Source organism: Nocardiopsis synnemataformans, from assembly GCF_965343085.1.
Classification (GTDB): domain Bacteria; phylum Actinomycetota; class Actinomycetes; order Streptosporangiales; family Streptosporangiaceae; genus Nocardiopsis; species Nocardiopsis alborubida.
The window spans coordinates 1-13,316 of record NZ_CBDRFA010000096.1; the positions used below are offsets into that span (position 1 = coordinate 1).

At 72.0% G+C, this 13,316-nt stretch carries 8 protein-coding genes, 1 tRNA gene and 1 pseudogene; 5 read left to right on the plus strand and 5 right to left on the minus strand.

The features are described from left to right. Positions 1–451 precede the first annotated feature (451 nt). Positions 452–527, minus strand: a tRNA-Arg gene (locus ACSIH6_RS35090). A 543-nt stretch (positions 528–1,070) separates the two neighbouring features. Between ACSIH6_RS35090 and ACSIH6_RS35095 the strand changes: the two genes are divergently transcribed. After that, entirely contained in the window at positions 1,071–1,958 is an 888-nt protein-coding gene (locus tag ACSIH6_RS35095) for a cobalamin biosynthesis protein (protein ID WP_435112627.1), read from the plus strand. A 274-nt stretch (positions 1,959–2,232) separates the two neighbouring features. Here the strand turns inward: ACSIH6_RS35095 and ACSIH6_RS35100 are convergent, their stop codons facing one another. After that, positions 2,233–2,751, minus strand: a complete 519-nt coding sequence (locus ACSIH6_RS35100) for a hypothetical protein (protein ID WP_435112628.1) — start codon at positions 2,749–2,751, stop codon at positions 2,233–2,235. A gap of 427 nt (positions 2,752–3,178) precedes the next feature. On the opposite strand from ACSIH6_RS35100, the pseudogene ACSIH6_RS35105 reads away from it, so the two are divergent. The 3 genes and pseudogenes from ACSIH6_RS35105 to ACSIH6_RS35115 all read left to right on the plus strand — a co-directional run bounded on the left by ACSIH6_RS35105 (position 3,179) and on the right by ACSIH6_RS35115 (position 7,840). Beyond that, positions 3,179–6,105 (plus strand): annotated as a pseudogene (locus ACSIH6_RS35105) (penicillin acylase family protein). A 164-nt stretch (positions 6,106–6,269) separates the two neighbouring features. After that, positions 6,270–6,710 carry an NfeD family protein gene (locus ACSIH6_RS35110; RefSeq protein WP_435112629.1) on the plus strand — a complete coding sequence of 147 codons (441 nt, stop codon included), beginning with the start codon at positions 6,270–6,272 and terminating at the stop codon, positions 6,708–6,710. Positions 6,711–6,754: 44 nt separating this feature from the next. Further along, a complete protein-coding gene (locus ACSIH6_RS35115; protein WP_435112630.1) occupies positions 6,755–7,840 on the plus strand; it encodes an SPFH domain-containing protein in 1,086 nt (361 codons plus the stop codon). A gap of 218 nt (positions 7,841–8,058) precedes the next feature. Here ACSIH6_RS35115 and ACSIH6_RS35120 read toward each other — a convergent pair whose 3' ends face one another. After that, entirely contained in the window at positions 8,059–9,024 is a 966-nt protein-coding gene (locus ACSIH6_RS35120) for a quinone oxidoreductase family protein (RefSeq protein WP_435112631.1), read from the minus strand. Positions 9,025–9,102: 78 nt separating this feature from the next. Continuing rightward, entirely contained in the window at positions 9,103–11,424 is a 2,322-nt protein-coding gene (locus ACSIH6_RS35125) for a serine/threonine-protein kinase (protein WP_435112632.1), read from the minus strand. A gap of 558 nt (positions 11,425–11,982) precedes the next feature. On the opposite strand from ACSIH6_RS35125, the gene ACSIH6_RS35130 reads away from it, so the two are divergent. Beyond that, positions 11,983–12,273 carry a DUF6504 family protein gene (locus ACSIH6_RS35130; protein WP_435112633.1) on the plus strand — a complete coding sequence of 97 codons (291 nt, stop codon included), beginning with the start codon at positions 11,983–11,985 and terminating at the stop codon, positions 12,271–12,273. Between the two features lie 292 nt (positions 12,274–12,565). Here ACSIH6_RS35130 and ACSIH6_RS35135 read toward each other — a convergent pair whose 3' ends face one another. Then, a complete protein-coding gene (locus ACSIH6_RS35135) occupies positions 12,566–13,141 on the minus strand; it encodes a GNAT family N-acetyltransferase (protein WP_435112634.1) in 576 nt (191 codons plus the stop codon). Between the last annotated feature and the right edge of the window lie 175 nt (positions 13,142–13,316).

The window sequence follows — 13,316 nt, forward strand, 5'->3', positions numbered from 1 at the left end:
TCGGAAACGAGGCCTGATGAACGGCGGCGCACGCCGAAAACCGGAAGGGGTGGCACGAGTACGGGGCATCGACACCGACCCCGTCGAGGAGAAGCTCTAGGCGCGCCACGCCCACGGTTCGCCACGCCGCCGAAACCCCCGCCTGACTTGCTCGGATCATGGGTGGGTGGAGGTCGGCAGTCGCTTTTTCGGGACGCAGCGCGGAACCTGCTCGCTGCGGTGCGATGGCGTCCATGGTGAAAAGTGGTGTGTGGCCTTGAGATCGCCGTGTCGGCTCATGGTGCCGGTTTGTCCGCCTGTTGGGTCACGGAACGGCAAAGTGCTCCGCGAGGTGGGCGCCCACCTGTACTGGACCCTGTACTGGGGAGCACACGGGGAGCATTTCAGGCCCCGATCCGGGCCCGGCGCCTCGTCTGTTCGACTCGCGCGCCCCATCTGACCTGGGGTTTTGTGGCGCACCCGGCAGGATTCGAACCTGCGACCATCGGATTAGAAGTCCGGTGCTCTATCCACTGAGCTACGGGTGCTCGATTCAATTGTCGCCCGCCATGGCAGGTCTTGATCACGCTGTGACCCGTGGTTGCGGGAGGGTGCTGCGCGCCGGAGGCGGGGTGGGGGCCGGTCGGCGGGCCTACGGTCGGGAGGACCCGTGTCGTGGTGCCGGTGGCGTCCCGGGCAGACATTCTAGGGTATTCGTCCGATGTCGCCCACAGGCGGGCAAAGCCTCATCAACTACGGTGATTCGTAGTTGCCTCTCGTTACCACGCGCGCTCCACCAAATCGGTCGCTATGGGCCTCGCGCACCACGTTACCGGTGATTAACTCCTGGTGCGGTGCTGTACCCCGGGCGTTTCGCGAAGTCCCGACGTCCAAGGTGGGACGGGGAGTCAGAACATCCACCACTGACCTGCGAAGACCATCAGTGCGGCCAGCGCGGTCAGCATGTGGGGGCTCCTTACGGCCAGCTGCTTATTGCTCTTTGTGTATGTGTTATTACTCAGAGGGACAAACATGGTTTGCCATGGTTTGGGAGTTGCGAGGGACTTCCTTGACGCGGCTACCGTGGTCGGGTGCGATCTCTGGGACTGGTGGCGGGTTTCCTGCTCGACAAGGCGGTGCCCGACCCGCGTAGGGGGCATCCGGTCGCCCTGTACGGGCGTGCCGCGGGATGGTGGGAGCGGCGCGTCTACGGGGACTCGCGGGCGCGCGGCGCCCTGTTCGCGGCCGGGGCCGTGCTTCCCGTGGTGGCCGCGGGTTCCGTGGTGCGGGGTGGCGCGGCGACAGCGGTGACGACGTGGGCCGTGCTCGGCGGCAGCATGTTGTGCCGGGAGGCCGAGCGGATCGCCGGGGCCCTGGAGGACGGCGACCTCGCCCGGGCCAGAGAACTTCTGCCGAACCTGTGTGGCAGGGACCCCTCCCGGCTCGACGAGGCGGGAGTCGCCCGGGCGGTGGTCGAGTCGGTCGCCGAGAACACCTCCGACGCCGTGGTCGGCCCCCTGGTCTGGGGAGCCCTGGGCGGGGTGGCGGGTCTGGCGGGCTTCCGCGCCGTCAACACCCTCGACGCCATGGTCGGCCACCGAGACGAGCGCTACGAACGGTTCGGTTCCGCCTCGGCGCGGCTGGACGACCTCGCCGGGTGGGGCCCGGCCCGGCTGACCGCGTTCCTGGCGGTCCTGGCCGCGCCCGTGGTCGGCGGCGACGTGCGCGGGGCGTGGCGCGTGTGGCGGCGCGACGGCGACCGGCACCCCAGTCCGAACGCAGGGCAGTGCGAGGCCGCGTTCGCGGGCGCGCTCGGTAGGACCCTGGGCGGCGCCAACGTCTACGGGGGGCGTGAGGAGCGCCGCCCCGGGATGGGCGACGGGCCCCGAGCTGGGATCGACGACATCCGCCGCGCGGTCCGCCTCGCCCGGGCGGTGCACCTGGGTGCCCTGGCCGTGGCCGCGGCGGTGGCCCGGTAGCGCGCACTGTGAGCGTCGGTGAACACCTCGGACGCGGTCGGGGTGCCTCGTGCGTGGCCAGGGGGCACCCCGGACGGGAGGCCGTGCAACGTGGCGGACGGCCGTGCGCGGTGGTGGGCCGCTCGCCGACAGCTGCCGCGCGACCCCGCTTCCCGGCAGCTGTCGCGCGACCCCGCTCCCCAACGGCCGTCACACGGGGAGCCCCCGGGGACCGCGGGCGCCGCCCCGGGAACCGGCAGTCGGTCCCGGGGGCGGCGCCGGGTGAGGACCCGGCTCAGGCCAGGTTGCGCGCGTAGTTCACCTGCTGGTGGATCTGGCCCACCATGCCCGGGTGGGTCACCATGATCGTCGTGCTGTAGTGCTTGTCGTGCCCCTGGACGGTGACCTGCACGTGCCCGGTGGTCCTCTGCTCCTTGACGAGGAGGAAGAGCAGTCCGAGCAGACAGGTCCACCAGAAGACCAGGATGGCCACGATGACCGCCCAGGTGGGTGTGTTCCGGTCGGTGCGGCTCATGTCGTTCACCGTCCACACCGTTCCCCTGATCGGGAAGCGCCCGACGGGGGTCATCACGGTGTGCTGGGAGAACGCGATCTCGCCGATGGTGCCGAGGGGGACGTCGCCCTCGGGCTGGGGCTGAGGCTGGGGGACGGCGGGCTGGTAGCCCCCGGTGGGGGAGCCGTAGGGCTCCAGGGCTCCGCCGTGCTGTTGCGGGGGAAGGCCCCAGCCGGGGGTCTCACCGTGGGGCTCGTGCCACCACGGTTCCCCCGGACGGGAATTGGGGTACTCGCTCATGCCGCGATTGTGTCAAAGGGCGGGGAGACCGAGAACCACTTCCCCGATAGCGGTACCAACTCGCCTCCATACCCGTTCCGGCTGTACCGCCCCTCCCCGGGCTCGTTCCGGCTGTGCCGTCCCGTTCACGGTCCTGTCCCGGCTGTGCCGTCCCGTTCCCGCACCCGCCCCAGCCGTGCCGGTGGCCCCGGAAGTGCTCCGTCCCAAGGCCGTGGCCGGATGTGGCCACGTCCCGGCTCCCGTGCCGGGCCCTCCCCGGTCCGCACTCCGGAATCCGGGCTGCTTGTGGCGCAGATCACTCCAAACCCGCCGGTTTTCTGGTACGGGGTCCTCCTCACCCGCCAAAACATGAAACTCTTTCGCGATTTCCCTACTCGTGCGTAGCATGCGCTCACCCATCGCCCGCACCCCCAGGTGGTGACAGCTCTTGTTCCCCTCGCTCAGACGACGGCTACGCACCGGCGCCTCGGGTACCGCCCTCGCGGTGGCCGCGGCCACCGTCGCCGCCCTGCCCGCGGCCCCCCAGGCCCTCGCCGAACCGGAACCCGACTACTGCGCCCCCGGGGGATGCCACGACATCCTTCCCCCCGGCCAGAACGGCAGCGCCACACTCGTCGAGATCCTCGGCCACCAGGTCTTCGGCACCCGGCCGCAGCACGCCTCCAGCCAGCTGGACATGTACGACAACCTCGTCCACCACTACGACGGCCTCACGGAGGAGGGCCTGGACGACTTCTTCCTCGACGCCGGATTCGGGGTCGCCCCCGACGACGTGGGGCGCCGGTACCAGCCGCGCGACGACGTCACCATCACCCGCGACGCCGACCACGGCATCCCGCACGTCGAGGGCACCACCCGCGAGGGCACCATGTTCGGCGCCGGGTACGCCGCCGCCGAGGACCGCCTCTTCCTCATGGACGTGCTGCGTCGGGTCGGCCGCGGCGAACTCACCTCCTTCGCCGGAGGCGCCGAGGGCAACCGCGGGCTGAACAGGACCTGTGGCGCAGCGCCCCCTACACCGAGGAGGACAAGCAGGCGCAGATCGACCGGGTCGCCGCCAGCGGAGAGCGCGGTGAGCAGGCCCTCGTCGACGTCGGTGCCTACCTGGAGGGCGTCAACGCCTACATCGAGGAGGCCGACGACGACCGCGACTTCCCCGGCGAGTACGTCCTGACCGGGCACAAGGACGCCATCACCAACGCCGGGGAGATCGAGCCCTTCACCCCCACCGACGTCGTCGGCATCGCCGCCATGGTCGGCGGCATCTTCGGCGGCGGTGGCGGCGGCGAGGTCCAGGCGGCCGTCGTGCTCGCCAACTTCCGGGACCGCTACGGAGCCGAGGAGGGCGCCGAGCTGTACCGCGCCTGGCGGATGGAGAACGACCCCGAGGCCGTGGTCAGCGTCGAGGGCGAGTTCCCCTACAGCGGCACCCCCGAGGACCCGGTCGGAGAGGCCGTGCCCGACCCAGGCTCCGTCGAGCCCTACGACATCGTCCACGACGAGCACGGTTCCGCGCTCAGCGGCGAGACCGCCGAGCATCCCGCCCCGCTGGCGAGCACGGTGGAGGAGCCCGAGGCGGGAGTGGAGGCGCCCGCGGTCGAGGACCTGTCCCAGGAACAGCGCGACGAGCTGGATCGGATGATCGAGGAGGGTGACCTGTCCGCGGTGGAGGGCGTGTTCAACGACGGTGTCCTGCCCGAGGGCTTCACCGACCCCCGCGGCATGTCCAACGCCCTGCTCGTCTCGGGAGAGCACACCGAGAGCGGCAACCCCGTCGCCGTGATGGGCCCCCAGACCGGCTACTTCTCCCCGCAGCTGCTCATGCTCCAGGAACTCCAGGGCCCGGGCATCAGCGCGCGCGGCGCGTCCTTCGCGGGCGTGAGCTTCTACGTCCAGATGGGGCGCGGCGTCGACTACGCCTGGAGCGCCACCTCGGCGGGCCAGGACGTCACCGACACCTTCGCCGTCGAGCTGTGCGAGACCGACGGGTCCGCGCCCACCACCGGGTCGCGCGCCTACGTGGGCACCGCCGGCGACTGCGTGCCCTTCGAGGAGCTGAGTGTCACCAACGAGTGGTCGCCCACCATCGCCGACGGCACGCCGGAGGGCGGCTACACGCTGACCTCCCTGCGCTCGGAGTTCGGCCTGGTGCACTCCTTCGCGACCGTGGACGGCGAGCCCGTGGCGTTCACGACGCGGCGCTCCACCTACATGCGCGAGGTCGACTCCATCATCGGCTTCCAGCGCTTCAACGACCCCGGCGAGATCACCTCGGCGGAGTCCTTCACGGACGCGGCCGAGGACATCGGCTACGCCTTCAACTGGCACTACGTCGACGACGAGGACATCGCCTTCGTCAACTCCGGGGCCAACCCGGTCCGGACCGAGGGCACCAACCCCAACCTGCCCGTCGACGCCTACTCCGACGCGGGCTGGTCCGGCTGGGACCCCGACACCAACGGCGCCGACTACCACCCGCAGGAGGACCACCCGCAGGCGATCAACCCCGACTACATCGTCAACTGGAACAACAAGCCCGCCCGGGGCTACACCTCCGGCTGGGCCACTGGACCGGTGCACCGCGGCGACCTGCTCGACGGCCGCGTCTCCGGGCTGATCGCCGACGGGCACGCGTTCACCACCGCCAGCCTGACCCGGGTGATGATGGAGGCCGGGGTCGCCGACCTGCGCGCCCAGGAGGTCCTTCCGCTCCTGTTGGAGGTGATCGGCACCGAGGCCGTGGACGACCCCGAACTGGCCGCGGCCGTGGAGGAGCTGCGGCTCTGGCACGAGTCCGGATCCCTTCGCCGCGAGCCCTTCCGCGACGCCGGGTACTACTCCCACGCCGACGCCATCCGCACGCTGGACGCCTGGTGGCCGCTGCTGGTCCGCGCCCAGTTCGAGCCGGGGCTGGGCGGAGACCTCTACACCCAGCTCACCAGGGCCGTGCAGACCGACGAGTCGCCCTCGGGCTCCATCGGAGGAGGCGAGCCCGGAAGCGTCAACCAGGCACAGCCCCACCGGGGCTCGGCGTTCCAGTACGGCTGGTGGTCCTACGTGGACAAGGACCTGCGCACGGTGCTCGGCCAGGAGGTGGACGGCGGACTGGGCGAGGCCTACTGCGGTGGCGGCGACCCGGACGCCTGCCGTACGGTGCTGCTGGACACCCTGGCCCAGGCCGCGGAGACCCCCGCGGGGGAGGTCTACCCCGGCGACGAGCACTGCGACCCGGGCGACCAACTGTGCGCGGACACGGTGATCCACCAGGCGGTCGGCGGCATCAACATGTGGCCGATCGCGTGGCAGAACCGGCCCACGTACCAGCTCGTCTACCAGTTCTCCGGCGGACGGTAGGACGGGCGGAGCGGACGCGGCCCACGGTGGCCCTGAGCGGGTGCCAGCGGGGGCCGCGTCCGTGTGTCACGGCCGGGGAACACTGGAGCCGGATCGCGTGCTTCGCCGGGTCTGTATGGGTAGCGTAAGGAATACCCGAACATGAACGGGAGGGTCGCAGGAACATGGAAGCCTGGTTGATCTGGCTCGTCCTCGCCGTGGGCCTGGGGGTCGTCGAGGTCTTCACCCTCACGTTCGTACTGGGCCTCCTGGCGGTCGCGGCGCTGGTCGCCGCCCTCCTCGGTGCCATCGGGCTTCCGGTGGCCGTGCAGATCATCGGTTTCACCGCCACCGCGGCGGCCGGGATCTACCTCGTGCGGCCGATCATGCGACGCCAGCTCAGGGGCGGCCCCGCCGTCAGGTCGGGCGCCCAGGCGCTCGTCGGACGCTCCGCGGTCGTCCTCCAGGAGGTCGACGCCGACCGGGGCAGGATCAAGCTCTCCGGGGAGGAGTGGTCCGCGCGCTGCATCGACGAGGACCTCGTCATCCCGGTGGGCACACGCGTCGACGTCATGGAGATCGACGGGGCCACAGCCGTGGTCTACCCGCGCGAAGCACTGCCCTGAACCCCGCCACAGCCACGTCCCAGACCTAGGCCAGGTGCCAGCACATGGAACCCACCATCGCCCTCATCATCCTCGCGGTCGTCGTCGTTGCCGTCGCCCTGGCGGCGATCCGCATCGTCCCGCAGGCCAGGGCGTACAACATCGAGCGTTTTGGCCGCTACATCCGCACCCTGAACCCCGGCCTGAACTTCCTCATCCCGGGCGTGGACCGCGTCAACTCCAAGTTCGACCTGCGCGAGCAGGTGTTCACCTCGCGCCCGCAGCCGGTGATCACCGAGGACAACCTGGTCGTCAACATCGACACCGTGCTGTACTACCAGGTCACCGATCCCAGGGCCGCGGCCTACGAGGTCGCCAACTACATCCAGGCCATCGACCAGCTCACCGTCACCACGCTGCGCAACGTCATCGGCTCCATGGACCTGGAGAAGACCCTCACCTCCCGCGAGGAGATCAACACCCGCCTGCGCGGGGTCCTGGACGAGACCACCGGCAAGTGGGGCATCCGCGTCAACCGCGTGGAGATCAAGGCCATCGACCCGCCGCCCACCATCAAGGAGGCGATGGAGAAGCAGATGCGGGCCGACCGCGACAAGCGCGCGGCCATCCTCCACGCCGAGGGCGAGCGCCAGGCGCGCATCCTCAAGGCGGAGGGCGCCCGCCAGCAGGCCATCTTGGAGGCCCAGGGCGACCAGCAGGCGGCCATCCTGCGCGCCGACGGCGAGGCCAAGGCGATCGAGCGCGTGTTCCAGGCGGTGCACGCCAACAACGCCGACGCCAAGGTGCTCGCCTACAAGTACCTGGAGACCCTGCCGTCCCTGGCCGAGGGCGACGGCAACACCTTCTGGGTGATCCCCGGCGAGCTCACCGAGGCCGTCAAGAACGTCAGCCACGCCTTCGCGGGCAACGCCTCGACGGTTCCCTCCACGGAGAAGGAGGACGGGGACGCCGAAACCCAGGGGCCCGCGCAGCTCACGGCGCCCGATCCCGCCCGGTCCTCTTCGGCGCAGGCGGCCATGGACGCGGCCGAGGCCGCCGAACGCGCGGTGGCCGACGCCCGCGACGACGTCCGGCGGGCAGGGTCTGCCCTCGGCGGCTCCCGGCCGCCCGGGCCGCGCGAGGAGGACTAGGGCCTGTTCGGGGGCCAGCCACGCCGCACCGGGGCCAGGGCGCTTCCGCCACGGAGCCGACCTGGACAACCGTCTCGGGGCGGCGGGACGGCCGCCCCTCCACGACGCGTCGCCACCTGCGGGGCGCAGCCGCCTCGCGCGGGTGGGACCCGCGGAGGGGGGAGGGAGGTGTCGACCTCCCTCCCCCCCATCGTGTGTTCGGCCCGCGGCCGCACGGCTCAGACCAGCAGGAGCTTGCCGGTGGTGCGGCGCGAGGCCAGGTCGCTCTGGGCGCGCCCCGCGTCGGACAGCGGGTAGCGGCCGCCGATCCGCACGTCCAGGCGGCCGTCACCCACCAGCGCGAACAGGTCGCCGGCCCGGCCCAGGAGCTCCTCGCGGTCGGCCACGAAGTAGGCCAGCGAGGGCCTGGTCAGGTACACCGAACCGGCGGAGTTGAGCCGCTGCGGGTCCACCGGGGCCACCTCTCCCGAGGACTGCCCGAACAGCGCCAGCACACCGCGCGGGCGCAGTGAGGCCAGGCTGGCGTCGAAGGTGTCCCGGCCGACGCCGTCGTAGACCGCGGCCACCCCCTCGCCGCCGGTGAGGTCGCGCACCGCCTCGGCCACGGGGGTCTCGGTGTAGCGGACCACCTCGTCCGCGCCCGCCTCCCGGGCGATGCGCTCCTTCTTCTCGGTGGACACGGTGCCGATGACGCGCGCGCCGCGCTCCTTGGCCAGCTGGGTCACCAGCAGGCCGGTGCCGCCCGCGGCCGCGTGCACCAGCACGGTGTCGCCCTCGGACACCGGGTACACCGAGCGGACGAGGTAGTGGGCGGTCATGCCCTGGAGCAGCAGGGCGGCGGCCTGCTCGGCGGAGACCGCGTCCGGGACGGGGACGACCAACGACGCCTTGACCACGGCCCGTTCGGCGTACGCGCCGGGGGCCATCGCCCAGCCGACCCGCTGCCCCACGGACAGGTCGGTGACGCCGTCGCCGACGGCGGCCACCACGCCCGCGCCCTCCATGCCAGGGACGTAGGGGAGGGGGACGTCATACAGGCCGCTGCGCTGGTAGATGTCGATGAAGTTGACCCCGCGGGCCTCGACGTCGATCAGGACCTCCCCGGGGCCGGGCGCCGGGTCGTCCCTCTCGGCCAGCCGCAGTACCTCGGGCCCGCCGTTCTCCTCGATCACGATGGCACGCATGGGTCCACTGCTCCTTCCGTGTCGGTTCCCGGCATCATGTCAGCCCGGAGCCGGAACGGCCACGGAGGGGCGGGCCGCCTACTCCGACCGGCCCTCCTCGAGGATCTCGTGGACAGAGAACGCGGTGTACAGGACGCCGAGGAAGTCGTTGCCCGGTCCCTGGCGGGTCACGATGCCGACCCGGCGGCGGTCCTCCACCTCCTCGGCGTCGTCGGGGAGGGGTTCCTCGTCCACCGCGGTCACGGCGTGCTCCCCGTTGACCCACAGGGACAGCTCCACGAACTCGTTGCCGTCCCTGTCCTCCTGGAGCGAGCAGGAGAGCGCGACGGTGTTGGTGGGGATGTTCTCGTGGTCGAACCCGAGGGGATCGCGCTCCTCGTAGCCGTACTCCTCGCGCACCGACTCGTCGAAGAGAGGCTGGGGGGTGTATCCGGCGACGTCGGTGGTCTCTCCGAGGGTGGTGTCGCCCTCGCCCTCGTGCATCCGGCGGATCTCCGCGCGCTGGCCGTCGTAGCGCAGCAGCCCCTCGTACTGGCTTCGGTGCTCCTCGCCGCCGTTGTCCCAACAGCGCACGCCGAACGTCGCCTGTTCCGGGCCCTCGACCACGTACGCGGTGGTACTCACCAGGACGTTGTCCGGCAGGACCGCCTCGCGGTCCAGCGCTACGACCTCGCCCCGGCTGGGGTTGCTCTCAGGGTCGAGTTGGAGCAGGACGCCCCTCCGCTCGGCCCAGTAGCCGTCGGAATCCTCGTGCTCGTAGGTGTTGCTGACCCAGCCGGGGTCGGTGGTGAAGTCGGTGTTGTAGACGGAGACGGTGTTCTCCGGGATCGCCTGGCCGCCGTTGAGCAGGACCGTCGCACCCACGGCGGCCACCAGGACGACCGCGCCCGCGGCCGCGCCGATCACCACCATCCGCCTGCGGCCGCGCGGGGCACCGCCGGACCTCCCGGGAGGCTGGCCCGCTCCACCGGGGCCACCGGGGCCACCGGGGTTTCCCGGGCCGCCGGAACCGGAGTAGGCGGTGAAGGCGGGCTGGCCCTGCGGCGGAGACGCGTAGCCGCCGTGCGCCTGGTGCGGCGGGGGGACCTGACCGCCGGAGTTGGCGTAGTAGCCGGGAACCCGCTGGCCGTGGACCGGGGGCTGGCCCTGGGACGGGTATCCGCCGTACCCCATGCCCGGCTGGGGACCCGAGGGCGGGACGCCCGGGTCACCGTGCTGCTGCTCCACACGGGTCTGCTGGACCGCGGGAGGCGGCTGTACCGGGTGCTGGACCTGCGTGGGCTGCGCGTACGGGTTGTACTGCGTGGTCTGCGCGTGTGCGGGCTGCGCCTGGAAGGGCTGGCCGCTCCCCGGAGCCGCCGCGCCCTGCTGCTGTCCGCCGTCCGGGTGCTGCCCGCCCGCCTGCTGCGGTCCGCTCGGGGGCTGCTGCGGCTCGCTCGGCGCCTGGTCCGACGTGGGCCCGCCCTCCCGCGCCCCGGTGTCCTGCGGCGGCTGCCCCGGCACGGGGGAACTGCTCGGCGGGGCCCACGAGGTGCTGATCGTGCGCTCCACCTCGGCCTCCTGCGGTTCCTCCTGGCCGGTCAGCCGGGCCAGGAGCTGCTTGGAGGTGGGTCGATTGGCCGGGTTCTTGTCCAGTGCCGCGTTGACCAGGTCGTACAGGTCCGCGTCCAGGCCGTCCAGGCGCGGCGGAGCCGAGGAGATGTTGTGCAGGACGGCGGGCACCGTGGCGGCGTCGAAGGGGGCGGTGCCGGTTCCGGCGAAGGCCACCAGGCAGCCCCACGCGAAGATGTCGGCGGCCGCGGTGGCCCGCTGACCCAGGATCAGCTCCGGGGCCATGTACGAGGGGGTGCCCATGAGCTGGCTGGAGCGGGTGACCGCGTCCGCGGCGTCGTCCAGGGCGCGGGCGATGCCGAAGTCGATGACCTTCGGGCCGACCGGGGAGAGCAGCACGTTCGCGGGTTTGAGGTCGCGGTGGATGATCCCGGACCCGTGGATGGCGGTGAGCGCCGCGGCCACGCCCATGGCCAGGCCCTCCAGGGTGCCGCCCGCCATCGAGCCGTCCGCGCGGACCGCCTCGTCCAGGTTCGGGCCCGGCACGTACTCCGAGACGATGAAGAGGGGCTCGCCCTCCAGCCGGGCGTCGATCACCCCCGCGGTGGAGAAGCGGGCCACGCGGCGCGCGGCCTCGACCTCGCGGGCGAAGCGCAGCCGGAAGGACTCGTCGTCGGCCAGGTCGGGGTGGATGAGTTTCACTGCGACGGGCCGGTCGGAGGCGTCCCTGGCGAGGTAGACGGTGCCCATGCCGCCTCGGCCGAGACGGCTCACGATGCGGTAACCGTCGAGTTCGCGCGGGTCCCCCGCGCGCAGGGGTTTGCCGCTCTGGTGCCCGTTCGACGTCACAGTTGGGGGTCCCTCATATGAATCGTGGAGTTCGCGCTAACAGCGTACCGATGCCGACACGCTGGCGCGTTCTGGACTGGCTGGCCCTTCGGGCCCCGCGGACGCGGGGTCCGGGCTCGGATGCGGGGGTGTTCGGGGGCGGCGCGCGGACGCGGCGTGTCAGTCGGGGTGGATGGCTTTGGGCGCGACGTGGTTCCCCGAGGAGTCCTCGGCGAGGTGGACGGTGCCCGTGCCGCCATGCCCAAGGCGGCTCGGGAGGCGGTGGCCGTCCGGGCCACGGGGACCTCCGGGGTGGAGGGGTCTGCCGCTGTTCGACATCACGGAAAGGGGACCTCACGGTTTCCGGGGGCGAGCCGCCCAGCGTACCGGTCGGCGGCGAAAGCGCCGGGTACGGGTGTGGTGGCCACGTGGTCATCCAGGGGGATGCCTCTCGTGCCGAAACAGTTCCCCGAAGGCACCGGTTTTCGCTAGTGTTAGAACACACGTTCGAACACCTGGCCGCGTCTTCCCCACGGGTGGGTGTCCCGGTGGCGTGTGCCGGGACTGAACAGGAGGCGGATGATGCTGAGGGGAAGTGTCGTGGGACGGTACTACGGGGCGGAGGTGACCGTCGTCGAGGACGACGGGCGCCCGGCCCGGTTCGTGTGGAACGGCAGGGTGTACGGAGTGCGCAGGATCCTCGAACACTGGGTCACGCTGCGCATGGACTGGACACCGGCGCGTGAGCCCCAGACGCCCGAACGCAGGCACTGGCGGGTGGAGGCGGGTACGGCCCAGTCCCAGGGGGTGTACGAACTGCGCCATGACACGGCCACCGGCAGGTGGCTGCTCTCTCGCGTGTGGGGGTAGGGCGCGCCCGGGGGCGGTTTCCGGGCCGCTCGCCGCTCGCCGCTCGCCGCTCTCCCCACCGAACCCCACCGAACCCCGGCGGACGCTGCGCACCCCGCGCCGCGTGTCCGCCCGTCTCCCCCTTCGCCGATCCCCGGTGACACCGCGCACGCGGCGCATGCTCGGGTGGCGCCTGTCCGGGCGGACGGCAGCCACCGGACACGCGCGGGGTCGGTCCCCGGGCCGCTCCGCGACCGCGGCCCGGGGACCGTGCGGCACCGTCCGGGTGCCCGGTGGGGCCGGGGCGCGCCGGTCAGCCCAGGTCGGTGGGGAGCAGGCTGTACACCGCCAGGTCGGTGCGGCCCTCGTGCAGCGGCATCGCGCTGCGTTCGACGCCCTCCAGGCTGAACCCCGACCTCTCCGCGACCCGGCGCGAACCGGTGTTGCCGGTGGCGGCCTTGATCTCCACCCGCTGGAAGCCCTGGTCCAGCGCCCAGCGGGAGACGGCCACGGCGGCCTCCGTCGCGTACCCGAGGCCGCGGCCCCACGGCGAGACCCAGTACCCGACCTCGGTGGTCATCGCCGCCCATACGACACGCACCAGGCCCACCGAGCCCACGAGCCGCTTGGACTTCCTCTCCACCATGGCCCACTGCTGGCCCTCACCGCAGGTGCGCAGGGCGGGGGCGACCTCGCAGCACCACCGCTCGGCCTCCTCCCGGGTGTAGGGCACCCCGGGCAGGGGGAGGGGGAGCCAGCGCTGGAGTTCGGCGTCGGTGCAGGACGCGTGCACGTCGTCGATGTCGCCCTCGACGAACGGACGCAGCCGCAGGCGCTCGGTCTCCAGGATCACTGACGGCAGTATCGGTCTGTCTTGCGTGGTGGTCACGCCTCTCCCCTCGGGTCGGAGTGCGCTCACGATACGCGCAGTCCCGGAGTACGGCACCCGGGTTCTGCGCGTATGCCCGAGGGGAGGGCGGCACCGTCCCGACCAGGGAGTACCCGCCGGCGCGGCCGAGGGTCGCGTGCGGTCCACGGCTCCGGCGGGCACGTCTATCCGTGGC

Bases quoted from the DNA above. Each gene is read 5' to 3' on its own strand.
- ACSIH6_RS35120 (WP_435112631.1), bottom strand. From the start codon at position 9,024: ATGCGTGCCATCGTGATCGAGGAGAACGGCGGGCCCGAGGTACTGCGG.
- ACSIH6_RS35110 (WP_435112629.1), top strand. From the start codon at position 6,270: ATGGAAGCCTGGTTGATCTGGCTCGTCCTCGCCGTGGGCCTGGGGGTC.
- ACSIH6_RS35130 (WP_435112633.1), top strand. From the start codon at position 11,983: ATGATGCTGAGGGGAAGTGTCGTGGGACGGTACTACGGGGCGGAGGTG.
- ACSIH6_RS35115 (WP_435112630.1), top strand. From the start codon at position 6,755: ATGGAACCCACCATCGCCCTCATCATCCTCGCGGTCGTCGTCGTTGCC.
- ACSIH6_RS35100 (WP_435112628.1), bottom strand. From the start codon at position 2,751: ATGAGCGAGTACCCCAATTCCCGTCCGGGGGAACCGTGGTGGCACGAG.